Origin of the sequence: Lederbergia lenta NBRC 16444 (assembly GCF_001591545.1) — a bacterium.
GTDB lineage: Bacteria > Bacillota > Bacilli > Bacillales > Bacillaceae_C > Lederbergia > Lederbergia lenta.
The window spans coordinates 43,992-67,110 of the sequence record NZ_BCVC01000013.1; the positions used below are offsets into that span (position 1 = coordinate 43,992).

A 23,119-nucleotide genomic window follows, 5' to 3' on the forward strand; every position below is an offset into this window, starting at 1 on the left:
CAAGTTTCTTTTTTCATTCTAATATATGTTATTTTGGTCGATGCAGAAGGTATGAAAACTCTTGAAGTTTCATCTGCTGCTCACTCTGCGGAAAAGGAGTATCCGAGAAAGAAATTCAGCCACTACGTTTTTTTATTATAAAGCAACAAGATTTACGAAAAAATTCTTCTTTTAAAAAACTAACCAAAGAGATTAGATGAAATATATTGAGTTATATGAGAAAATAGAAATGGTAAGATGAAGTGAATAGGAGGTCCATACATATGGGATACCGTATTGAGAGGGACACAATCGGAGAAATAAAAGTGCAAGAGGATAAATATTGGGGTGCACAAACACAAAGAAGTAAAGAAAATTTTAAAATTGGTAATGAGAAAATGCCATTGGAAGTTATTCAAGCTTTTGCACATTTAAAGAAAGCGGCTGCATTTGCAAATAATCAATTAGGAAAGCTATCTGATGCGAAGAAATCTGCAATATCGCAAGCTTGTGATGAAGTATTAGAAGGGAAATTTAATGATCATTTCCCGCTCGTTGTATGGCAAACAGGAAGTGGAACCCAATCAAATATGAACGTGAATGAAGTAGTGGCACGTCGTGCTAATGAACTTCTAAAAGATCAAGGATCTGAAGAGAAAATTCATCCAAATGACGATATTAATATGTCTCAAAGTTCTAATGATACATTTCCTACAGCAATGCATGTGTCAGCATATGAGGAAATATACAAGCGCTTACTTCCAGCTTTAGGTCAACTTAAACAAACATTATTAGTAAAAGAAAAGGCTTATATGGATATCATTAAAATCGGTCGAACACATTTGCAAGATGCGACACCGGTTACATTAGGCCAAGAAATTAGCGGTTGGAGAGCAATGCTTGAAAAAAGCGAGAAAATGATAAAAGAGAGCGCAGAACATCTGTTAAACCTTGCAATTGGTGGGACTGCAGTTGGTACTGGTATTAATGCCGATCCAACATTTGGCGATAAGGTTGCTAGTGAAATTGGTAAGCAAACAGGGTATAGATTTGTCTCATCAGACAATAAATTTCATGCGCTTACAAGCCATGATGAAATTGTATATGTTCATGGCGCTATCAAAGGACTTGCTGCTGATTTGACTAAAATCGCCAATGATGTGCGATGGCTTGCTAGTGGTCCAAGAAGTGGAATCGGCGAGATTTCCATTCCGGCAAATGAACCAGGTAGTTCAATTATGCCTGGAAAGGTGAATCCAACGCAAAGCGAAGCGCTCACCATGGTTGCAGTACAAGTTTTTGGTAATGATGCAGCGATAGGTTTTGCAGCAAGCCAAGGGAACTTTGAGTTAAATGTATATAAACCTGTTATTATTTATAACTTTCTACAATCTGTACACTTGCTTGCTGATAGCATGCTTTCCTTTGATGAGAAATGTGTACAAGGACTTGAGCCAAATAAAGAAGTGATTGCAGAAAATGTAAATCGCTCACTTATGCTCGTGACAGCATTGAATCCACATATTGGCTATGAAAAAGCTGCAGAGATAGCTAAGCTTGCATTTAATGATGGTTCTACATTAAAAGAAGCAGCAATAAAAACCGGCTATTTAACAGAAGAGCAATATGATGAATGGATTGATCCGAGCAAAATGGTGAATTTGTAAAAAAATGAGTATGAACATCGAGCTTTAAAACAGCCCCCACTTGCAAGAGTGGGGGCTTAGCCATTTTATTTAATTGTCTTATTGAGAATATCCACCAAGTTGTTGTTCAGCCATTTGAACTAAACGTTTTGTGATTTCTCCACCGACAGATCCGTTAGCGCGAGATGTAGTTTCCGCACCAAGGTTTACACCAAATTCCGTTGCGATTTCATATTTCATTTGGTCAATCGCTTGTTGAGCACCTGGAGCTACAAGTTGGTTAGAGTTACTGTTGTTTGGCATTGTGTGTCATCTCCTTGTTGTGTATTGTAATGGTTGGGTTAGTCGGAATTGCACCGACGCTGTTTCCAGCTGACTTCTTTAACCCAGCAATTTGTTTTCCGTTTGTATTCTGTATTATGTTGCTTTTTAAAAAAATTATTCAGTTTAATTATAGGTAACTTTTTCCTAGAAGGTTGCAACAATTTGGTTCTTTCGAATAACCCACAGATGATTAAAGGTAAATACTGGTGTAACCACTTTGAGATATAACAAGATGCTACAATACATATTGTGTTCTAATGAAAGAATTTAATACAAAAAAAGCAAAAAAACTGTTGGAGATTAACCAGTTTTTTTGCTTCTCTTATAATAGCACTAATGTATTAAAGCAGCCCCGCATTTTGCGGGGCTGCTTTAATACTTAATATGTGGTTAGCGAATACGTTGTTCATTTGTTATGTCGAAGAAATGTGCTTTGTTCATATCGAAAGCGAGATCTAGCTTTTGACCAGGCTCCACAATTGTTCTTGCATCGATTCTAGATACGAAATCTTGATTTCCAACGCGAGAATAAAGCATTGTTTCAGCACCTGTAAGCTCTGCTACTTCGATAAGAACATTTAATTTAGTACCAGGTGAAGCATCAATGAACGCAGGCTCATCATGGATATCTTCAGGACGTACACCAAGAACGATATCTTTATTTATATAACCCTGCTCACGCAGCATTTTCATTTTACCTTCTGGAACTTCAACTTTAAATTCATTTTCAAGAAGGAAACCATCTTCTTCAAGTTTCCCATGGAAGAAGTTCATTGCTGGAGATCCAATAAATCCACCAACGAAGATATTCTCAGGGTTATCATATACTTCTTTTGGAGTTCCAACTTGTTGGATGATCCCGTCCTTCATAACAACAATACGACTTGCCATTGTCATTGCTTCCGTTTGGTCATGCGTTACATAGACAGTAGTTGTTTGTAATCTTTGGTGCAACTTAGCAATTTCTGCACGCATTTGTACACGAAGTTTAGCATCAAGGTTAGAAAGTGGTTCATCCATTAAGAAAACTTTAGCATCACGTACAATTGCACGTCCTAAAGCAACACGTTGACGTTGACCACCAGAAAGGGCTTTCGGTTTACGATCCAAGAAGTTTTCTAGGCCAAGAATTTTAGCAGCGTCTTGTACGCGTTTTTCGATTTCTTGTTTTGGCATTTTACGTAGTTTCAGTCCAAATGCCATATTGTCATATACACTCATATGTGGATATAGGGCATAGTTTTGGAAAACCATCGCGATGTCGCGGTCTTTTGGAGCTACATCATTTACTCTCTTATCATCAATGTAAAAATCACCTTGTGTAATTTCTTCCAATCCAGCGATCATTCGAAGAGTAGTAGATTTACCACAGCCTGATGGACCAACAAACACGATAAATTCTTTATCTTGAACATGGAGATTGAAATCTTCTACAGCAGTAACTTTATTATCATATACTTTATAAATATTATCTAAGCGTAATTCAGCCATTTGTAATTCCCCCTATTGGTTATGTATTTGATTACTAGTTTACAGAATGCGCTTTCATAGTGCTATGGACAAGGTGCACAAAAATTACCAAGTTTTTTTCGGCAACGTGCATATTATTCATTCTCAATATGTAAACAGGCTAAATATACGAAGAATGCGCCATGGAAACTCTTTATATCTATTCCGGATTTCTCGATGAATTTATCAATACGATACTGCAGGCTATTACGATGCATAAATAACTGCTTTGCTGTTAAATTTGCATTAGATTGATTTTCTATATAACGTTTTATCGTTTCGAAAAATTCAACATCGTCAGAAAAAATATGGGAAACTTCTGTAAATAAAGCATGTCTCGTATCCAGTGATAAGTTTTCATATACAAATAACGGAATCAGTTTTTCTATATTCGAGATTCGTTCTTCCGGTTGTTTCGCAAGAGATAATTTAAATAATGACTGTTCGAGTGTAAATTGCTGTTTCAGTTTGCTATTTGGTGAATGGAATCGTCCAATGTGAAAATGAACTTTGAAGAAAAAGTCACTTTCAAATGCTTCTACTGCCGATATAAGCTCATCTTCATCCATTTGCATCTCTGTTTGTAATTCAATAATAATTCCTTCACTATTATTAAAAGGGACAATGCTAATTTCATTTGGAAATAAGCCTTTTAGTGCTTCTTCCCATTCTTCAAATTGAAAAGCTTCTTTCTTATTTGAAATATAAAAGTGTATGAATCGACAATTAACGTCGGGTACATTAGGTATATTTCCATCAAATAGCAAAAAATCACGCCAATTCTCAATATATGGAGAGAGGGAATCTGGATTTTTTAAACTATCCAAAGGAAATAGTGTTTCTAATAGTTTCATCTCCTGTTGTGTTAAATCAGTTTTAAGAATTCCAATATATTCGTCAGCATCTTTATTCTTATACCATAGAAAATTGGGGTCTGAAGTTGGTTCTTCTGCAAAAATAGAATTTGGATATAAATGTAGTAATTGATTAATCATAGGCGTCCGTTATCCAAAAGCAAAAATGAAAAAGCATCTTAGGCATTCTGGATGGCGTTTTCCCCTCCTTATGTTTTTGTGTTACAAGAAAACTTATCGAGGACGATCTTCTAGAATATGTAACACTCTTTTTTTTGCTTTTTACGTATATATTGAAATTATTTGGCTCGCAACCATTGCACAAAAGGAAAATGAACTTTATCAGTCCCCCTTTGTACACTGCACGTGAGGACAATAGCTGCGACATTAGAACCAGCTTTTTATGTAAATTAGAAAAGGGCGAATAGGATCATCGCCCTTTTTTCAATACTTAAGAAATTATAAAATACTAAAGTGTGGATAAGATTCAACAAAGTGAATCGTTGTCTAGATCCAAGCACCCAGCGACTAGAAACTTCGGGGTTCTTCCCTAATAAGTCAACATCCATTCGTCCTTCATGTAGTACTTTATGAAGATTGAGGGACTATGACAACTTTGAGGAAACCATATGATCGCTAAACGGCTGTTTGCAGATTTCTCATTATTACTCTGTTATTTCCGGTGGATCTTCTGGAAAGAAGTCGATTGCTTCTTCTATATTAGTTGTGTCATCTCTCATGTGAACGGAACCGCCCGACATCCCTTCGTTAATCATCCTATCGACATCTACAAAATAATTGTCCCTGCCTTCATTTTTAGCATCAGGTAAAAAGTTTTCTTCTATATTCTTTTTTTTCATTACAATCATCCTCCTATTCCATAGTTTGGACTATAAGAGGGTGATTACATACAAAGAAGGGAATGGTAAATTTTAAAAAGAGAAGAATGATTAATTATTACTGAGAAATATAAATTGCTTTTAAAATGTTGTATGTAAGATGCTTTGTTATCTCATTCATCGTTGCTCATCGTAAATATGATAAATCATTAAGTCGTGTATTTGTGTTTGGATTTTATTAATATGTTCATCGTCTGGTTGATTGATCGTCCATTCAATATTGCCATTAGAATGATAAATGCCAGTGTATTTATGTTGATTTAGGTAAAAAGAGAATGTCCATCCTGGTAGCCGTTTATCTGCATAAAGTGATTGAACTTGAAAATGCTGCACTATTTTTCACCTCTATCCTAATTGTAGCAAAAATAGAGTAGAGCATAAAGAGAATGTATGATGTTTGCTTTGAAGAGGTGTATATCTTTATAATTAAGACAGAGAATATTATGTACTGCATAGTGGAGAGGACGAATCATATGGATTGGATCTGGATGATAATATTTATGATGATTATTGGTGCGGTCATTGGAGGTTTTACTAATTTCTTAGCAATTAGAATGCTTTTTCGACCATATAGAACGTTTTATATAGGAAAATGGCAGCTACCATTTACGCCTGGGCTTATACCGAAAAGACAAACTGAACTTGCTGCGCAAATAGGAAAGCTAGTTGTTGGTCATTTAGTGACACCGGAAAGTATTAAAAAGAAATTATCTGAAGAAAAATTTAAACAAGAAACAGAAGTTTGGATTAGTCAAAAAATAAATAGCTGGCTTGATAAGGAAATGACACTTGAGCAACTATTACAACAATTTCGAATAGAAAAACCAGCCGAAAAAACAACAGCTTATATTAATTATAAAATAGAGCAAAAGTATTTCGCACTTAAGAATATATACATGGCCAAATCGCTCAAAGAAATGATTCCTCAAGAATGGTCAGGTATGGTAGAAGAAAAAATTCCTCAAGCAGCAGATCAAGTGATACTAAAGGCAATTGGCTATTTTGCTACACAGGAAGGTAAAGATAAAATCAAGGTGATGATTGAGGACTTCCTTAAAGAACGGGGTAAACTGTGGAATATGGTCCAGATGTTTATAGGGAATGACTCACTTGCAGATAAATTCCAACCTGAACTTATTAAATTTTTTAATAATCCTAGAACAAAAGAAATGCTTGTAAATGTATTGAGAGATGAATGGATTAAGGTTCAAGATAAACCGATAGAAGATCTTTTGGCAAAAGTAGAAGACGATACGCTTTTGGACTATATAAAACAATGGGGGTCAGAAATAATCCAAGTGGAAACAATATTCCAGAAATCTATTGCTGAACTTATCGCGCCATACAGGGAAAAGTTGCATGTTGAAATAGCACCGCGTTTATTAGCAGCAGTGGGTGATTATCTTACTACTAGATCTGGAGAGATATTGGAAAGATTTGAGGTTGAAGCGATTGTTCGGGAACAAATTGAATCATTCTCTTTGCAAAGGTTAGAAGAATTAGTTATCTCCATTGCAAAAAAAGAACTTGTGATGATTACGTATCTTGGAGCTATTTTAGGAGGGCTAATTGGACTAATCCAAGGTATTATTGTCAATTTAATATCTTAATATGATAAAATACCCGTGAGAGGAGGTTTTGCATTATGACGACTAATTTATATGATTATGCGTATGAACTTGAAAAAGCCATGCGTAACAGTGAAGAGTATGTGCATTTAAAAAGCATGTACGAGGCAGTAGAAAACGATGAAGAAGCAAAAGGTATGTTCGATGAATTCCGCAACGTACAAATGCAACTTCAACAAAAGCAAATGGCTGGGCAAGACATTACAGAAGATGAAGTAATGGAGGCACAGACAGTAGCAAACCGTGTACAAGAAAATGAAAAGGTTACACAATTGATGGAAGCTGAACAGCGCATGAGCATGGCAATTAACGAATTGAATAAAATCATTATGAAGCCGCTTGATGACCTTTATGGTTCTATGCAAGGCTAATACTATAATGTAAAGAGACAGGCCAAATTGGCCTGTCTCTTTTTTAATTATGTATATAAAATGATCGATATTAAATCCATAAAGTCAATACAGTTCTACTTATCTGGCAAAAAACATATGGATATAGAGAGGAAAAGTGCACAAAGGGGGATCACCATGGTCTATAAAATGTTAGTACTTAATATTGACGGTACATTAGTGCAGGATAATGGCCGCATTCATAAATTAACCCGTGAAGCAATTGCTTATGCACAAAATAAAGGTATAACAGTCACCTTAGCTACTGCCAAAAATTTCCCGGCGGCAAAAAGAATGGCCAAAACGTTAAAAATTGATTCACACATTATTGCTCATCAAGGAGCATATATTGCAAGTGAGTTGAATAAACCAATTTATGTAAATAGAATTCATGAAAAAATTGCCAGAGAAATAGTTGCTTTGTTAGAATCCTTTTCATGTCAAATTAAACTTGTCCATGAGCAATTTACTCTAGGTAATAAAGTGAAACTTCCGGAAAATATGGTAGGAAGGGTTTTCTTACAATCCACCAATCGTTTTTCTTATTCGGAACAATTTGTTGAAATCGTAAGCGAAAAATTACTTGACGAACCAGTATCCCCACCAAAAATTGAAGTGCACTTTGATGATCAACAAAGTGTAGAGGATGCAGCAAAAGCGATAGCAGAAATGTATAATGAAGTAGATTGTATATTTACAGAGGAATGTAAAATGGAAATAGTTGGAGCGAACGTAAGTAAGCTTCAAGGAGTGAAATATGTATGTGAACGCCTTGATATCAAACGCGATGAAGTTGTGGCAATTGGAGCAGGTCTCGATGATTTATCTCTTATAGAGTGGGCTGGTCTCGGCGTTTCGATGGGAAATGCACCTGCGATAGTCCAAGCAGCCGCGGATTGGCTTACACGTTCTAATAATGATCAAGGAGTTGCATATATGGTGAAGGAACATTTTCGTAAGCAACAGCCACTTTCCTTCTTAAAAAAGATTAATGTACTTAAATAAAGAATGAGCGAACAGAGTTCTCCGATCTGTTCGCTCATTCTTAAATTTTTGTTAAAGAAATGATAAAACGATCGGTTTGTGGGTTCCAGGATGTGATAATCTTAGGTCCATCGCTCAGCGAGTAACAAACATCAAGATTCTTCCTATGATAAATCAGAAACCTAGTAGCTAATAGGCCATAAAAAGGCGCTTACGTTTTTTTTTACCATTGTGAATGATTGGCCATTCAATTAATCTAGTATTAATAAATTAAAAACAGGAGGCGAATGATATGGAGGGAAATTTACAAACAATTCATCTTGCAGTAAAAGGTAAAGTCGCTTATATTACGCTCAACAGACCAAAATCACTTAATGCAATGAATGTATTGATGATGAATGAGTTAGATCATTGTTTCAAACATGTCAGGAAGGATAAAAGTATAAAAATTGTTATTCTGCAAGGGAAAAGTGAGAACTTTTCAGCAGGTGGGGATATTAAAGAAATGTTGCAAATAGACGGGGAGCAAGAATTTTATTCCGTAATGGATAAGATCCATTCGATCATTATGACATTTTATCGTTTGCCACAAGTAACATTGGCAGCTGTGGACGGTGCTGCAGCTGGTCTTGGTCTTAGTTTGGCGCTTGCAGCAGATTATGTTATTTGTAGCCAAGAAGCAAAAATTGCAATGAACTTTATCGGAATTGGCCTTATACCAGATGGTGGAGGACATTTTTTTATGGAAGAAAGAATTGGTACAAATAAAGCGAAACAGCTCATATGGGAAGGGAAGACAATGGATGCATTACAAGCAATGCATATCGGTTTAATTGATGAAACGGTTGAAGATCTGTCTGAGGCCATTGATCATCGCATAACTTTATGGCTTGAAAAACCGCTTCTAGCCATGAGCAGAACAAAGGAAATCTATACTGAATTAAATCGTGAAAAATTACAAAAAACGCTAGAATTAGAAAAGCAAGCGCAATGGTTAGTCAGAAGATCGAAGGACCATCGTGAAGGAATTCAGGCATTTGTTGAAAAAAGAAGGCCAATGTTTAAAGGGGAGTAATGTGGTTGGGTATGTTCTCTACACTATGAGAAGGCACTGAAAACTTGCTTGATCCATTATAATTATTTGCGTATTGTTTATGCACTCGATTAGGCACCTTTTGGAGAGTGTGAATTAAAAAGTAAATCAAATTTTCTTAACTTATGATTCAGTTTTATTCGATGCTATTTCGATTCATATCACGATGTACAACTGCCCCAAACGAATGAGTGCGGTTATACATTGCTTAGTAGAGGTGTAGGGGCTCGAAATCATAAGATATGTCAAAAAAGGTAAGGGGCTAGCAACCTTTCATTCTTCTTATCTTATGCTTTTACCCCTTGGACAAGTGCTCTCCACTCTTTCTATTATCGATGAAACAACACGAGTTTGCCCAATGCGGATGTGCAGCGGTGTGTTTTATTATGTAGTTTTTTCTCAGTTAATATTTCCATCCCTATTTTCTTTGCAAGTTGATCGTTATTAGCTTCAAAATCTTCGTCTAGCACTTTTTCTCCAGTTTGTTCGAAAGCAGTTAATTTATATATTGCCATAAAAAAACCTCCTTAAAAGGATGAAAGATCTTATGAATTGATCATAGGGTTTTTTTGGTTATTAATCAAGACAATCTTAATATTTTTATGTATAATGATAGAACGTATATTCGTTTGTGGAGGGTGACTTTATTGAAGGAAATTCGTTTCATTCATACAGCCGATTTGCATTTAGATAGTCCATTTTTAGGTTTGTCTCATTTACCAGAAAAAATTTTTTCACACATACAGGAAAGTACGTTTACAGCATTCCAAAAAGTGGTTGATGCTGCTTTAGAAAGCGATGTAGATTTTATTGTTATTGTTGGAGATTTATTTGATGGTGAAGATCGAAGTATTAAAGCGCAAGCAAGATTACGAAGGCAACTAGAAAGACTTAAAGAGGCAGAAATAGATGCATTTATTTCTTATGGTAACCATGACCATCTTGCGGGTAATTGGCTTACACTTGAAATGCCAACTAATGTCCATTTATTTAATAATCAAGTAGAAGCTGTCTCTTTTACAGCTAAAAATGGATTAAACGTTCACTTATATGGATTTAGTTATCCGGAGCGTCACGTTTTTGAGAGGAAAGTGCAAAAATATCAAAAACTGCCCGGAGCTGATCTGCATATTGGACTTTTACATGGTCAGTGGGAAGAAAGTAACGCATCTCACCAGCCGTACGCTCCATTTTCTAAAAAAGAGTTACTGGAAAAAGACTTTGATTATTGGGCACTTGGGCATATTCATCAAAGGCAAATTTTGCACAGTGATCCATACATAGTCTATCCAGGTAATATTCAGGGGCGACATCGAAAAGAAGAAGGAAAGAAAGGATGTTATGAAGTAAAAATATCATTGGATGGAACTACGCACTTAAGGTTTATTGAAACATCTGAATTGAGGTGGAAAACGGAAAGTATCATACTTGAAAAAAATACCACATTAACAGAATTATATTCCATTTGCGATAAAATGATGGAATCTATGCTTGTGGGAAGTAGCCAAAGTATATTATTACAATTGACAATTGAAAACCCAACTTATTTATCACAGTCTGTGAAACAAAAGGTTGAAAATCGAGAATTCTTAGAAATGCTACAGGATGAAGTGAATACAGCCAAAATGTTTATATGGCCCTATGATATTAAAGTGGAGCAAGATACAACAGGTTTACCGCTATATAGTGATAGCTTTTTGAACATGCTTAACGAAACTTCAGAAAGCATGCTAGGAACAGAAGAATTTGAAGAATCTTTATCCAGTCTCTTCTCACATGTTTATGCTAGTAGATATTTGTATGAAATGGAAGAGAGTGAAAAAGGAGAGTTAATGGAAGCTGCTAAAAAGATCGTAATGGAAAAACTTAAAGAGTGAGGGGGGGAATGAATGAAATTAAAAAGCTTGCATATTTATGGATATGGTAAATTTATCGATTTTCATATAGAGAACTTATCTACAATACAACTATTTTTTGGTGAAAATGAAGCTGGAAAATCAACTATAATGTCATTCATCCATAGTATATTATTTGGATTCCCTGGAAGGCAGCAATCAGAGGGAAGGTATGAACCAAAAACACATGCAGCATATGGAGGGCAAATTATAACGCAGTTCAATGGATATGGGGAAGTGAAAATTGAACGTGTAAAGGGCAAGGCAGCAGGTGATGTGACGATAGTATTGGAAGATGGTAGTAAAGGCGGAGAAGAATTACTACATAAACTTCTTAATGGAATGGATCGAATGATGTACCAAAGTATTTTTTCCTTTAATCTTCAAGACCTCCAAGCGATACAAAAATTAAAAGGGGAAGATATTAGTCGCTATTTGGTAGCTGCAGGAACAGTAGGTACAGATGTCTTATTAAATGCAGAACAGCAATTTCAAAAAGAATTAGATCTTTTATTTAAGCCAGGTGGGCGAAAACCACAGTTGAATGAGCAATTGCGGGATTTAAAAGTGCAAGCAAACGAATTGAAAAATGCAAAACAAAAGAATGAGCAATATATTTCAATAATAGAAGAAAAAGAAAAAGCAGAGAAAACAATAGAAACCCTTGAATCTGAAATAACGATATTACAAGATAAATTACATGAAGTTAAAGATACATGGAAAAAATGGCCGCTTATAAAAGAAAAAGAGCTATTAGAGCAATCTTTAGAGAAATTGGGAGAGCTAATCTTCCCTGTCGATGGAATAGCCAGACTTGAAAAATATACGGACAGGTTGATTGCGACTTCGAGCAGAATGAAAGCTTTACAGGATAGAATTCAAAAGGCAAATAAGGAGATAGATGGATCTGTTCCAATGGAGGTTTTCACTGAATTAAACCATCGAGCAGAAAAAATCATTAATGAAAGGGCTTGGTTCGAGCAACTAACGGAAGAAATAGTAGTACTCCAACGAAACATGAAAGAATATGATGAACAAGCGGAGTCAATCGGAAGAGAGCTTCACTATCCAAAAGAAAGATGGGACAAACTAGCATTTTTGGATCTTGGGATTGATATGAAGGGGAAGATAAAAGACGTTTTACAGAAGTATGATCGTTTGCACTCTCGCAAAGAAGATCTTCATGCGCAATTGAAATTGACAAGGAGTGAGAAGGTAGGTATTGAAGAAAAGTGCCAAAGTTTGGAGAATGAAATGTTGGGTGAGGAAGAATTTAAGCAATTGCAAATGAGGCAAAAACAATCCTTTGCAACCGAACAACTTATTCTCGATAAACAAAAATTGGAGAGTGAGCTTGCAACGTTAGTTGATCAAAAGTCAGTCTATGAGATGAAAGAAAAAGAGAGAATTAGAAAAAAATATATGAGTAGTGGAATTTTTCTTCTTCTTTGCCTCGGTTTATTTATATGGAGTATCAGTACCATGCAATGGATGGTGGCGGGGTTCGCCATTTTGGTTATAATATATGCATTTGTGAGTAGCTTACCGGATTTTCGAGTAAAAGACAATCCTGGTATTTTTAGAGAGATAGAAAAGACTCAAAAGCAGATTCAAATAATTACAGAATCTGTATCCCAAAGAGATAAAAACGAAACAGAAGCGGTCTCTAGTTATGAAACACAATTGCATTTACGTGAAGAATGGAAAAAGTGGATAATCTTATTGGAGCAATTAGAACAAAGAATAGTAGATATAGAAAAACAAGGAGCTTTACTGAATGAGGAAAACAGTCGTATTCAGACCGAGTTAACCACGATTAAATCTACGCTAGGGATAAATAGTGATTTTTCCATCTCGCGTTTGGAAGATGCGTTTGGGTTGTTACGCGAACTGGTTCATATATTAAAAGCGAAAAAGAATCTGACGAATCAGCTACTAGAAGATAAGAGAAAAGCTGAAAACTGGATTGCCGAGCTACAAAGCATAACATCTGTATTGGGAATTAATGAAGTGGAAACAAATATAGCTTTGTTTAAATTAATAGAATGTATAAAAAATGAACAAGAAAAAAAGATTATCTATAAAGAAGTAACACAAAAAAAATCTGAGCTAATGAGCGAAGCAATCGCTCTTGAAAAAGAGAAGAGGGACCTAACTACCGCTATAAATCAATTATTACTATTAGCTGGAACAGATAACGAAGAAGACTTTCGTAAAAAGGCAAAACAATTTACCGAGATGATTAGTATGAAAGATAGGATAGAATTACTTCATTCCCAGCTAGGGAAAACCGATGAATCTGTGACATTGTTTCAAACGGAGCAAGAAATAAAAGACTTTCAAATAGAATTACAAAGAACGATAGAACAGCAATCAATCGAGTTGGAAAAGTTGAGGAACGAACTAGCTTCTTATCGACATCAAGTGGACATTCTAGAAGAAGGTGGTACTTATACAGAAAAACTACATCGTTTCCACCAATTACGTTCTATTTTCAACGAAGAAGCGAGAAACTGGGCGAAATATGCTTTAGCGATACGTGTGTTGAATTTGACAATGAATAAATATAAGGAAGAGCGTTTTCCAAAAGTAATACATAAAGCCCAGGAATACTTTTCCTTTTTAACAGATGGTGAGTACAAGCGTCTGTATATTCAGCCTGATGGAAAGCTTATTGTAGAAAGAAAAGACCGGATCTCTTTTTCTCCCGTTGAACTCAGTCAAGGGACGGGAGAACAATTGTATATATCTATAAGGTTTGCGCTTGTTGAGGTTCTAAAGGATGATTATTCATTCCCTGTAATAATAGACGATGGATTCGTAAATTTTGATAAACAAAGAACGGATAAAATGGTACAATTGATTACTGAATTTAGTGGAAAAACACAAGTTTTATTTTTTACTTGTCACGAGCATATGAAAGAATATTTCCCATCAGATAATATTGTCCAATTAACTAGAAAGAATAGTAGCTCTAGTATTTATTACAATGAATGACCATGGTCTTTTGGAAGCGGGCAATATGTTATGATATACTTTTTACAAGTCAAAAAGGTTATTTTATAGTGACACATTTTATAAAAGGTTTATTTGTGTCAAGCAGTAGCGTCCATTTCTATATGGGGCTTGCACTTATTTATATAAATGAAGTTAATCGGAGGCGTTTTAATGGCAAAGGAACTTTTACAACATGAAGTTGGAGAGCAAGTGGATCTCTTTCTTCTTATTAAAAGTGCGATAAAAGGGATTGCAAGCAACGGGAAACCATTTTTAACAGTAATTTTGCAAGATCGTTCGGGAGATATTGAAGCGAAATTATGGGATACATCTGATAATGAAGTAAAGATGTATCAACCTGAAACAATTGTCCGAGCTGCAGGGGAAGTACATCTCTACCGAGGAAGATTGCAGTTGAAAATTAAGCAAATCAGGCCTGCTTCTCAACAGGATAATGTAAGTGTGGCTGACTTGCTTGAAACAGCTCCTATAAGCAAAGACGAAATCTCAAATAAGGTGACACAGTACATTTTTGAAATGAAAAATCCTAATATTCAACGGATTACGAGACATTTAGTGAAAAAGCATTTGGAAGGATTTTTAGAGTTTCCGGCTGCTACAAAAAATCACCACGAATTCGTCTCTGGACTTGGCTATCATGTTGTATGTATGCTGGACTTGGCTAAATCAATTTCAGAACTATATCCTACGCTAGACCGGGATCTTTTGTATGGAGGAATTATTTTACATGATTTAGGGAAAGTAATTGAATTATCTGGTCCAGTAGCTGCTACCTATACAGTTGAAGGGAATTTACTTGGGCACATTACTATTATTGTAAATGAGATCGCCAAAGCTGCTGATGAACTCGATATACATGGAGAAGAAATAGTTGTTTTACAGCATTTAGTATTAAGCCACCATGGCAAATTGGAATGGGGAAGCCCGAAGCAGCCAATGATTAAAGAAGCAGAAATATTGCATATGATTGATAATATTGATGCAAAAATGAATATGCTTGATCGTACAATGAAGCGTGTCAAACCCGGGGAGTTTTCAGAGCGAATTTTTCCACTTGATAATCGTTCCTTTTATAAACCAACTTTTCATAATTGATGTCATCCATTTGGATGACATTTTTTTATACTATTAAGCATATAGTACATCATATGGACAAGCAGAGGAAAGGAGCGATTTTATGTCTTTACCAATATGGATTTATCTTGTGATTTCTGGGGTTTTTGTGAGTGCATTCATGGCGATAAAAACAGCGAAAGAAGATAGGGCAATCGAGACAGAGTGGATAGAGAAAGAAGGTCAAGTATATGTGGAAAGAATGGAGAAAGAAAAAGAGCGTAGAAAACAATTAGACGAAGTAGGCTAAGCGATATTCAGTTTTAAATACAAAAAAAGCTGCGCGGAGCAGCTTTTTTTGTATGAATAAGAAATTACTTTTTATCTTCTTTTTCTGCATCGTCTTTGGTGTCGTCAGCCGGTTCTTCACTATCTTTAAGAATTGGATCGAATGCAGCTTTAAGGTCTTTGTCCTTAACATCTAATTTTGCTTTTTCAAGTTCAGCTTTTAATGCATTTTGAACGACATCTGCATCAAGCTTAGATTTTTTAAGTTCTTTTTCCAGATCAGCTTTCACTTTATCAAAAGGCTCTTTTTCTTTTTTATCTGTCACTAAAATGATGTGCCAACCAAATTGTGTTTGAATAGGAGCGCTGATTTCGTCTTTTTTTAATTTAAAGGCAGCTTCTTTAAAATCTTCGTCTAAATCAGGTTGATCTCTTGAAATAAGACCGAGACTTCCACCATTTTCAGCAGTAGCGTCAATAGAATATTCTTTAGCTACTTTAGCAAAATCCTCACCTTTATCAAGCTTTTCTTTCGCTTCTTTTATTTTCTTCTCGTCTTCTGGTCCCACTACAATATGACTTACTTCAATATCAGGCTGTTTGTTTTCGTAATATTCTTTAAGTTCTTTCTCCGTTACTTTGATATCTTTTGTAGCAGCTTTTTCTTGAAGCACGCTAAGTTTTAAAGATTCACGAAATTCTTCTTCATCTTTATAACCATATTGCGCGAGCACCATTGGGAATTGAGGACCTACCTGTGCTTTTACTTCTTCTACTTGCTCGTCTAGTTCTTTGTCTGAAACTTTATACTCTTTAGAAAGCACTTTCTCGATCACAAGCTGTTGCAAGACTTGTTCACCATATTTGTCTTTTAGTGCATCATAGAATTCTTCTTTTGAAATGTCTCCAGCACTTGTTTTTACAACTGCTTCTCCGTTACCTCCACTACAGCCAGCAAGTCCAATTACTCCAGCGGCTAAGGAAAGGGATAATACCCACTTTTTCATTTAAAACAACTCCCTATATTTTCTCTGTTTAAATTAAGAGGTTGTACAAATCCTCCATTTTTTTCGACTACTTTATTGAAATTGCAGTTTAAATCTACAAAATATACTATAACACATATTTGAAAGGAACAAAATAATTTCTCTTTTTAATTGAAAAGATAGGCGTTTACTCTAACCCAATCTTAGGTGGGGGGCATATGCTATATCGAAAGAGAAAAAGGAGGTCATCAATATGGGTTTTGCTAATAATTCAGGATTTGCGTTGATTGTAGTTCTTTTTATTTTGTTGATCATCGTAGGATCCGCATATCTTTGTTAAAAAATAATGGAAAACTAGGCGAATAACCTATCACATGAAAATAATATTGAATAAGATAAACAGAACGGATTGAAGGAGGTGTTGTAAATGAGCGGAGGCGGCGTAGGATACGGCGGAGGCTTTGCCTTGATTGTTGTATTGTTCATTTTATTGATCATCGTAGGAGCATCTTGGTTATAAAATAGACATAGCATCTACGTATGCAAAAAGAGATGATTCCAAATGGAATCATCTCTTTCTGTATGTTAAACATATAAAAAAATGAATTGTAGTGCAGTACACCTTAAAAATGAAAAAATTAACTCAATTGACCCGAATAAGATCTGAAGGAGCTAGGTTTTTTTAACAGCTAATGAGACCACTCATTTAAGTATAGAGAATTTCAATATAAGAAGAAAAGAGCAAAATGGTAAGTAGAACATTGATTGTTCGGAAAACCTTGGGCTGACGTTCTTCGGGAATTTCTCTAACTATACAGAGTGTATTCGTTAAATTATTGAATATGTATAATATGAAAATAGCAAAAATAATAAAAGTGGAGATCAATATGTTATCCTCCCCTACGTCTCCTATTGGTATAACGATAGCAAATTTCATGACAAAAAGATAGAAAAAGCTATTAAATAAGCTAACAAAAAATTACTTATATATTCACTCCGAAAATGAGAAGTCGGACATTAATACATTTATTTGAATCACATCAACAGAATACCACAATTCTATACCAAGATACAAGAGCGCAGCAAAGACCAATTAATGATAGGTAATAGATCTAGACCTATTTAAGTCGATATTGCTGGCAAGGAATTCTGCAGACAGGAAATATACTAGAAAGTGTAGACGATTAATATAGAATAGAGAGACGAATCGTGACTCTCTATTCTACTAAAATTTCATAACCTTGTTCATTTTCCTCTACGAGTGCGTCTCTTGGACTGAATAATAAACTTTTCGCATAGAACAAATCATCTGAAGAAAGTCCAATATGATATGCAAGTAATATCGTCGCATAATGAACATACTGGGGCATAAGTAAAGCGAATAATAGTAGTATACTGTTGATTAAGAAAAACGGAAATAGTAATGCTATTGCAAATTGATATTTCTGGATTGGTTTTTTCACTTTTAAATTCATTATCGGTAATACATAGAAATACACATTCATTTTCACTTTCACAAATTTATAATAGTTTATAATCGGCAAGAGATGACATAATTTGTGAATAGGATATAGTAGAATGAAAGCAACTAGAAAAGTAATAAAATAATTTTCTTGGAGCGGCACAGATGCAATAGATTGCAATGGAACATATAACGTGATAAAAACGAGTAAAGTGATCATCGTGGAGATGAAAAAACGTCGATAAAAAAGATACTTATTGTCCACGTTAAAAGATTTCCAACAATGCATGGATAACAGCCTCCAAAAATTTATAATTCGGTATACCAATTACCATACTTTACGATGAAATTGTTATAAAAGCAATAGGATTTTTTCTCTTTTTAATTAAGAAAAAGTATATAATAATAGAAGATAAAACTTAGATGAGGAATTAGATATGGAAAACTTATTAGCAAGAATTGAACGACTCGAATATCACCAACAATTGTTACTAAAAATAACGCAGGAAACCGGCTATGAATTTGATAAATTGATTATTAGAAAAAAATTAGATAAATACGAAGTGGAAGCATTCTATACTTTATGTGAAAGTATGAGCATTCGGATGGAAGAAGAAAAAGCGGAACAATTTGTTTTTCATGCTCCGCTGTTTAGTGAATTCCTCCATCAATTAAATTCAAAATTAACAATTGAAGAAGTTATAGATGCTTGTATGAAACAGAAAATATATGTAGAACTTATGCAAGTATTGCAAAAAAATCTTTGATTAAAAATCTATATAGCTTTTTCAATTTCCACCTTTTTTATTTTTCCGTCAACTTCTGAAAAATTTGTTTCGATGTTATGAAATGACTTCTCGAAGATCTCCATAAAGTCTTCTCCGTATATATTCCGGACAATTGACATTAATTCAATCATTTCAGGAAACTTTCCGTAAAGATTCCTTAATGGTAAAGCTCCTTGGTAAATGGAATTATTCTCTGCTTCATATACTTCCATTAATTCAAGAAATAAGTTTTCTCCCTCTTCTGTTAATTTAACATATGTATTACGCTTATCACATTCCTTCTTGGAGAACTGTAAAAGATTTCGTCCTTCTAGTCTTTTTGAAAAATTAAAAGCTGTAGAAACATGCATCACTCCGAATTGAGCGATGTCAGAAATGGAGGCCCCATTTAAGTGATAAGCAATAGATAAAATGTGATGTTCATTTATATTTAAATCATACGGCTTTATCCAATTTTGCCAATCCTTCTCTATAGATTTCCATAATGCCTTACTCAATTGTGCCATACGTTGGCTAAAAAGCATGGATTCAATGAGTGAGTATTGTTTTTCTGCCATAATATATCCCGCCTTTTTTGTCTTTATATCATTATGCCAATAAAACAAAAAATAATAAAGGTCTAAATTTACAAAATCTTTGGAAACGGATGAAGAATAAAAAAACAAAGGCGGCCATGCCTTTGTTTTTTAAAAACAATAATTTTGGAAAGCGAGTCATCGTCCAATATTAACTAACATGGGTACTTGTCCCGACGGACTAGGCAGTCTAAGTTGCCTTTTGCACGACGCTGGGGAATGCTCGCGATTCAGTCAACATTGCCTCGACTTTCACGTAAGGCTATAAGGACTAAGCGTAAGAGGTCAAAGCCGATTTGTAGATCAATCTTCTCGCTGTCTTGTCTTTGGCTTATCACTTATGAACGAGCGCTTGTTTTTTTAACTAGTCGCTTTATTTTTCTCTAATTGTTCTTCCAAGTCTGCAATAGTCTTTTGGATTTCTTGCATTTCTTTTTGTAATGCATTTTTATTTGGCTCAATATCGTTTTGCCACTCATTAACAGCAATTTTAACATCACTTGCTAGTTCTTTAATAATCACTTTACTTTCATCAGATAGCTTCGTAACAGAATCTTTAATATCAAGCACATCTTCCTTTAAATCGTAAGCCATCCTGATCCAGTTATCTTTTGAATCCTTGATCTGATTTCGGAGTTCTTTGCCTGAAAGCGGCGCTGAGAGTAGGGCAGTTGCAGCACCTACTGCACCACCAATTAATAATCCGTATGCTAATGCTTTTGCTTTCAATCTGATCACCTCGACTATAATATATTCTTATTTTAACCTTTTCTACATAAGTTTAAAAACTCCTGCATCAATCTTTACCCTTTAGGAATCATGGAAACACATATTTTCGCATAGGATGATAAAAAATAGCAGTTTTACTGAGGTGAGCTGAGTGAATGGTGTCATGACTGTTGTATTTTTTCTCGGTGCAATACTGCTTATAGGAACGTTATACTATATAGCGTCATTCCAGAGGCCTGGTATTTATCCCCCTAAAAAAGTATTAAGACAAAGAGCGCTAACTCTTGGAGTTGCAGGATTAATTTTTATTATTATCGGAGTATTGATTGCTCTATTTACAAAATAAAGAAGAACCTATCTAGGTTCTTCTTTTGTATTTATACGTGTACTTCTTTAAGTAATTTCGTTCTTTTTAAAATCGTTTTAACAATAGGATAAAGAATAAATAATACAATAGCATTCAATAGGGTTGCAGGGAGAACAGCTCCAGCAAACAACACAATAAAAGCATCTGGCAATTCAAATAAAACCCATGCGCTCCCAAGGAATAGGATTCCAGAAACAATTGTACAAATTGCAGATAAGATTGTTATACCAGCAATACCAGGTAGTCTTTTTACGACTAGAACATATAATCCAAAAAACACAAAGGCTGTAATTGGCTTATCAATGATATTAGGTATTTGCCCCATTGGAAAGCCAGTAGTAAGAGCAGTCAGAAGCCCTGTAACAATCCCAAGTAATAATACATTTTTCTTTTCAGGAAATAGCACAATTCCTAAAAACATCATAGAAAGCATCATGTCAGGAGTTACTCCTAAGATGACTGGTGGAATAATAAAGTGAAGCGCTGTGCCAATTCCCATCAACATTGCTAAAACAACTAGTGTTCTTGTATTCATTTGTAAAATCTCTCCTCTTCTCAGCTACTCTCTTCTGTGTTCCTTTCCTGGACATGCACTCATTGCTGCCAGCGAAAGATTAAGAATATTGTATCATATGACTATAAATTAATGAAGTGATTTTTTTGAATATAGAACATGCAATTACATTTGAATGTTATTAAGTAAAAAGCGCAATAACTATATATATTTGCTATCAATACCACCAATATGGGGTGCAATGTACTAAACGATTATGATTCCAAACTTTAAAAAGAACAGGAGGGGCAAACTCCTGATATCTTTTTTTAGAGACACCGAAGAGTATAGTATTCAGTCTTATCAATGCGCAGGCAGGTATCAGGAGTAATAATAAAGATTGATAATTAATAATAGAGTTTGTTTAAAACACTTTTAGTCAGCTACCCATTCATGTAATATAACTTCTAATACGATAATTCAAGGGCTTTCCTATATATAAACATCTGAAAGGAGATAAAGTAAAAAGAAAAATTCAGTAAAAAAAGGGAGAAGCCAAATAGTGGCGAAATAAAAATAAAGGAAAATTATACCTTGATCAAGCGAAAAGGGAAGAAGAACTATTAACTAGTTTACATACAAAAATGTATGAAGGGGTAATTATAATGGAAACAAACAATCATTTTCTTGGGTTTGATTATGATTCTGAATCTGATGAATACACGGGAAAAATTGAATTTAAAAATGAGTATTTTATAGATGTTACAATCTCAATTGAAGATTATGATAGAGGTACCGTTCTGAAATCAGTAGAAAAAACACTTCATATAATCAAGAAACAAGAAGAGAGTTACAAAAGAAAAACTTCTGATGATCTAATTGAATTACATAATGAAACATGGAATGAAGGTGAAATAATTTCTAAAGAGGAGTTTGTAAACCGAATAAAGCTAGAAGGTATTTTGTTTTTCTGTGAAGGTAATGCAGAATTGTATTATAATGACGGTGATTTGTTTTGGGGACATATAATTGTTGTAGATGTAAATGAAAATGGTGAATATGAATCTTCCCAAATATACGGTTAATAACTATTTTTGTTTATGAGTAAGAAGTTGTTATGCTAACGAACGTGAATGTGAAACAAAGTAGAAAAAATGATCAAACCATTTATAAAAATCAAACCCAAATATGCCAAAGAAGCAGCCATTTTCAATCTTGTCGTAATTACTTGTGTGAAAAAGTTTTTAAAAGTCGACTCTATCTTATTCAACACGGGATTCTCTATAATTTCGAATCAGCAAGAAGGTAAAGAGTTATTTACTATGTTTGCATGAGTGGAACAACTATCCTGAAGCGGAATCAACGGTGGTTTACTTCACATTATGTATTGATCATTAGCACATTTAATAAAATATTGGAGGCTATTCCCAAAAATAAAGAAACGTGAATTAATTTTGAGTATAAAAGAAAAAACTCCTGCAACTTTGCAAAAGTTTTTCGTCATAATTATTGTATATTTTTTGATATGCCGTGAGCAATGTTTTCCAAGTCTTCCCTTGTGTAATCTTCTTGATGGCTAATATATTTTGTATCAAATCCATCGTTCTCATCATAGCGAGGAATCAGGTGTAAATGAAAATGGAAGACTGCTTGTCCAGCGAATGTACCATTATTATTTAATAGGTTTAGTCCTTGAGGTTCGAATTCCTTATTAATAGCCCTAGAAATAGCAGGTACCGCTTCAAATAGTTTCGCAGCAATTGCCGGTGATAAATCATAAATGTTTTCATTATGTATTTTGGGAATAACAAGGGTATGTCCTTTGGTAATTTGGCTTAAATCAAGAAATGCTAAAACATCATCATTTTCATAAACTTTTGTTGATGGCAACTCTCCGTTGACAATTTTACAAAAAATGCAGTTACTCATAGATATCCACCTCTTATGTATATGATATGATAATCTTACCATAAGCCAATAAAAGTGGAAACGTGCAGGGTTTCAAGAAAACCCTGCACGTTGAAGGGGTTAGCGGATACTTGGAAAGTTTCTTTTCGCCAATTCATTGAATTGGTTTCATTAAAGAAAAATCCGAATCTTCATTAGCATGCCCAACGCAATCATCTCCCTTGTTCAGTTGTTCAAGATCGATAATCAAGA

The 23,119-nt window shown here is 34.7% G+C and carries 28 protein-coding genes; 15 read left to right on the forward strand and 13 right to left on the reverse strand.

What is annotated here, in order from left to right:
• The first annotated feature begins 263 nt into the window (after positions 1 to 263).
• Positions 264 to 1,646, forward strand: a complete 1,383-nt coding sequence (gene fumC / locus BLE01S_RS19375; protein WP_066146404.1) for a class II fumarate hydratase — start codon at positions 264 to 266, stop codon at positions 1,644 to 1,646.
• A 78-nt stretch (positions 1,647 to 1,724) separates the two neighbouring features.
• Here the strand turns inward: fumC and BLE01S_RS19380 are convergent, their stop codons facing one another.
• The 5 genes from BLE01S_RS19380 to BLE01S_RS19400 form a co-directional block, all read right to left on the reverse strand.
• Positions 1,725 to 1,928 (reverse strand): alpha/beta-type small acid-soluble spore protein, encoded by a 204-nt coding sequence (locus BLE01S_RS19380; RefSeq protein ID WP_066146406.1) that lies wholly within the window; start codon positions 1,926 to 1,928, stop codon positions 1,725 to 1,727.
• Between the two features lie 411 nt (positions 1,929 to 2,339).
• Positions 2,340 to 3,440, reverse strand: a complete 1,101-nt coding sequence (locus BLE01S_RS19385; protein WP_066146409.1) for an ABC transporter ATP-binding protein — start codon at positions 3,438 to 3,440, stop codon at positions 2,340 to 2,342.
• Positions 3,441 to 3,553: 113 nt separating this feature from the next.
• Positions 3,554 to 4,453, reverse strand: coding sequence for a PucR family transcriptional regulator (locus BLE01S_RS19390; RefSeq protein ID WP_066146411.1), 900 nt, complete (start codon positions 4,451 to 4,453; stop codon positions 3,554 to 3,556).
• Positions 4,454 to 4,977: 524 nt separating this feature from the next.
• Positions 4,978 to 5,172, reverse strand: a complete 195-nt coding sequence (locus tag BLE01S_RS19395) for a hypothetical protein (RefSeq protein WP_066146413.1) — start codon at positions 5,170 to 5,172, stop codon at positions 4,978 to 4,980.
• A 156-nt stretch (positions 5,173 to 5,328) separates the two neighbouring features.
• Complete coding sequence (locus tag BLE01S_RS19400) at positions 5,329 to 5,544, reverse strand: DUF5342 family protein (RefSeq protein WP_066146416.1); 216 nt, start codon at positions 5,542 to 5,544, stop codon at positions 5,329 to 5,331.
• A 140-nt stretch (positions 5,545 to 5,684) separates the two neighbouring features.
• Here BLE01S_RS19400 and BLE01S_RS19405 point away from each other — a divergent pair, with 140 nt between their 5' ends.
• The 4 genes from BLE01S_RS19405 (at position 5,685) to BLE01S_RS19420 (ending at position 9,287) form a co-directional block, all read left to right on the forward strand.
• Positions 5,685 to 6,821: a DUF445 domain-containing protein gene (locus tag BLE01S_RS19405; RefSeq protein WP_066146421.1), complete on the forward strand. Its 1,137-nt coding sequence runs from the start codon at positions 5,685 to 5,687 to the stop codon at positions 6,819 to 6,821.
• 35 nt (positions 6,822 to 6,856) lie between these two features.
• A complete protein-coding gene (locus tag BLE01S_RS19410) occupies positions 6,857 to 7,210 on the forward strand; it encodes a YlbF/YmcA family competence regulator (protein ID WP_066146424.1) in 354 nt (117 codons plus the stop codon).
• A 156-nt stretch (positions 7,211 to 7,366) separates the two neighbouring features.
• Positions 7,367 to 8,233: a Cof-type HAD-IIB family hydrolase gene (locus tag BLE01S_RS19415; RefSeq protein WP_066146428.1), complete on the forward strand. Its 867-nt coding sequence runs from the start codon at positions 7,367 to 7,369 to the stop codon at positions 8,231 to 8,233.
• A 271-nt stretch (positions 8,234 to 8,504) separates the two neighbouring features.
• The gene (locus BLE01S_RS19420) at positions 8,505 to 9,287 is read left to right on the forward strand and encodes an enoyl-CoA hydratase (RefSeq protein WP_066146431.1); all 783 of its coding nucleotides are present in this window, start codon (positions 8,505 to 8,507) and stop codon (positions 9,285 to 9,287) included.
• A gap of 347 nt (positions 9,288 to 9,634) precedes the next feature.
• On the opposite strand, the gene BLE01S_RS19425 is transcribed toward BLE01S_RS19420, so the two are convergent.
• Complete coding sequence (locus BLE01S_RS19425) at positions 9,635 to 9,820, reverse strand: YhzD family protein (RefSeq protein ID WP_066146434.1); 186 nt, start codon at positions 9,818 to 9,820, stop codon at positions 9,635 to 9,637.
• 132 nt (positions 9,821 to 9,952) lie between these two features.
• Here BLE01S_RS19425 and BLE01S_RS19430 point away from each other — a divergent pair, with 132 nt between their 5' ends.
• From BLE01S_RS19430 to BLE01S_RS19445, 4 genes are all read left to right on the forward strand, one after another.
• Positions 9,953 to 11,182 carry a metallophosphoesterase family protein gene (locus BLE01S_RS19430; RefSeq protein ID WP_066146437.1) on the forward strand — a complete coding sequence of 410 codons (1,230 nt, stop codon included), beginning with the start codon at positions 9,953 to 9,955 and terminating at the stop codon, positions 11,180 to 11,182.
• A gap of 12 nt (positions 11,183 to 11,194) precedes the next feature.
• On the forward strand, positions 11,195 to 14,197 hold the full coding sequence (locus tag BLE01S_RS19435) for an ATP-binding protein (protein ID WP_066146441.1): 3,003 nt from the start codon (positions 11,195 to 11,197) through the stop codon (positions 14,195 to 14,197).
• Positions 14,198 to 14,368: 171 nt separating this feature from the next.
• Positions 14,369 to 15,313 carry a 3'-5' exoribonuclease YhaM gene (yhaM, locus tag BLE01S_RS19440; protein WP_066146444.1) on the forward strand — a complete coding sequence of 315 codons (945 nt, stop codon included), beginning with the start codon at positions 14,369 to 14,371 and terminating at the stop codon, positions 15,311 to 15,313.
• An 82-nt stretch (positions 15,314 to 15,395) separates the two neighbouring features.
• A complete protein-coding gene (locus BLE01S_RS19445) occupies positions 15,396 to 15,581 on the forward strand; it encodes a sporulation YhaL family protein (protein WP_066146448.1) in 186 nt (61 codons plus the stop codon).
• 64 nt (positions 15,582 to 15,645) lie between these two features.
• Here BLE01S_RS19445 and BLE01S_RS19450 read toward each other — a convergent pair whose 3' ends face one another.
• Complete coding sequence (locus BLE01S_RS19450) at positions 15,646 to 16,566, reverse strand: peptidylprolyl isomerase (protein ID WP_066146451.1); 921 nt, start codon at positions 16,564 to 16,566, stop codon at positions 15,646 to 15,648.
• A 232-nt stretch (positions 16,567 to 16,798) separates the two neighbouring features.
• On the opposite strand from BLE01S_RS19450, the gene BLE01S_RS20625 reads away from it, so the two are divergent.
• Together BLE01S_RS20625 and BLE01S_RS19455 are read left to right on the forward strand one after the other, a co-directional pair.
• Entirely contained in the window at positions 16,799 to 16,885 is an 87-nt protein-coding gene (locus tag BLE01S_RS20625; protein WP_082788834.1) for a YjcZ family sporulation protein, read from the forward strand.
• Positions 16,886 to 16,972: 87 nt separating this feature from the next.
• The gene (locus tag BLE01S_RS19455) at positions 16,973 to 17,065 is read left to right on the forward strand and encodes a YjcZ family sporulation protein (RefSeq protein WP_066146454.1); all 93 of its coding nucleotides are present in this window, start codon (positions 16,973 to 16,975) and stop codon (positions 17,063 to 17,065) included.
• Positions 17,066 to 17,251: 186 nt separating this feature from the next.
• Here the strand turns inward: BLE01S_RS19455 and BLE01S_RS21225 are convergent, their stop codons facing one another.
• Positions 17,252 to 17,482 carry a hypothetical protein gene (locus BLE01S_RS21225; RefSeq protein ID WP_411825147.1) on the reverse strand — a complete coding sequence of 77 codons (231 nt, stop codon included), beginning with the start codon at positions 17,480 to 17,482 and terminating at the stop codon, positions 17,252 to 17,254.
• 280 nt (positions 17,483 to 17,762) lie between these two features.
• Positions 17,763 to 18,296: a DUF3267 domain-containing protein gene (locus tag BLE01S_RS19460; RefSeq protein ID WP_066146457.1), complete on the reverse strand. Its 534-nt coding sequence runs from the start codon at positions 18,294 to 18,296 to the stop codon at positions 17,763 to 17,765.
• 148 nt (positions 18,297 to 18,444) lie between these two features.
• Here BLE01S_RS19460 and BLE01S_RS19465 point away from each other — a divergent pair, with 148 nt between their 5' ends.
• Complete coding sequence (locus BLE01S_RS19465) at positions 18,445 to 18,774, forward strand: DUF1878 family protein (RefSeq protein WP_066146460.1); 330 nt, start codon at positions 18,445 to 18,447, stop codon at positions 18,772 to 18,774.
• An 8-nt stretch (positions 18,775 to 18,782) separates the two neighbouring features.
• On the opposite strand, the gene BLE01S_RS19470 is transcribed toward BLE01S_RS19465, so the two are convergent.
• Positions 18,783 to 19,352, reverse strand: a complete 570-nt coding sequence (locus BLE01S_RS19470) for an HTH-type transcriptional regulator Hpr (RefSeq protein ID WP_066146463.1) — start codon at positions 19,350 to 19,352, stop codon at positions 18,783 to 18,785.
• 378 nt (positions 19,353 to 19,730) lie between these two features.
• The gene (locus tag BLE01S_RS19475) at positions 19,731 to 20,099 is read right to left on the reverse strand and encodes a YtxH domain-containing protein (protein ID WP_066146466.1); all 369 of its coding nucleotides are present in this window, start codon (positions 20,097 to 20,099) and stop codon (positions 19,731 to 19,733) included.
• Positions 20,100 to 20,250: 151 nt separating this feature from the next.
• Here BLE01S_RS19475 and yhzF point away from each other — a divergent pair, with 151 nt between their 5' ends.
• Positions 20,251 to 20,445: a membrane protein YhzF gene (gene yhzF / locus BLE01S_RS19480; RefSeq protein ID WP_066146469.1), complete on the forward strand. Its 195-nt coding sequence runs from the start codon at positions 20,251 to 20,253 to the stop codon at positions 20,443 to 20,445.
• Between the two features lie 31 nt (positions 20,446 to 20,476).
• Here yhzF and BLE01S_RS19485 read toward each other — a convergent pair whose 3' ends face one another.
• On the reverse strand, positions 20,477 to 21,001 hold the full coding sequence (locus tag BLE01S_RS19485) for a tryptophan transporter (protein WP_066146473.1): 525 nt from the start codon (positions 20,999 to 21,001) through the stop codon (positions 20,477 to 20,479).
• Positions 21,002 to 21,624: 623 nt separating this feature from the next.
• Between BLE01S_RS19485 and BLE01S_RS19490 the strand changes: the two genes are divergently transcribed.
• The gene (locus BLE01S_RS19490; protein ID WP_066146476.1) at positions 21,625 to 22,044 is read left to right on the forward strand and encodes a DUF2262 domain-containing protein; all 420 of its coding nucleotides are present in this window, start codon (positions 21,625 to 21,627) and stop codon (positions 22,042 to 22,044) included.
• A gap of 69 nt (positions 22,045 to 22,113) precedes the next feature.
• On the forward strand, positions 22,114 to 22,293 hold the full coding sequence (locus BLE01S_RS19495) for a hypothetical protein (RefSeq protein WP_066146479.1): 180 nt from the start codon (positions 22,114 to 22,116) through the stop codon (positions 22,291 to 22,293).
• Between the two features lie 172 nt (positions 22,294 to 22,465).
• Here BLE01S_RS19495 and BLE01S_RS19500 read toward each other — a convergent pair whose 3' ends face one another.
• Entirely contained in the window at positions 22,466 to 22,888 is a 423-nt protein-coding gene (locus BLE01S_RS19500) for an HIT family protein (protein WP_066146482.1), read from the reverse strand.
• Positions 22,889 to 23,119 lie beyond the last annotated feature (231 nt).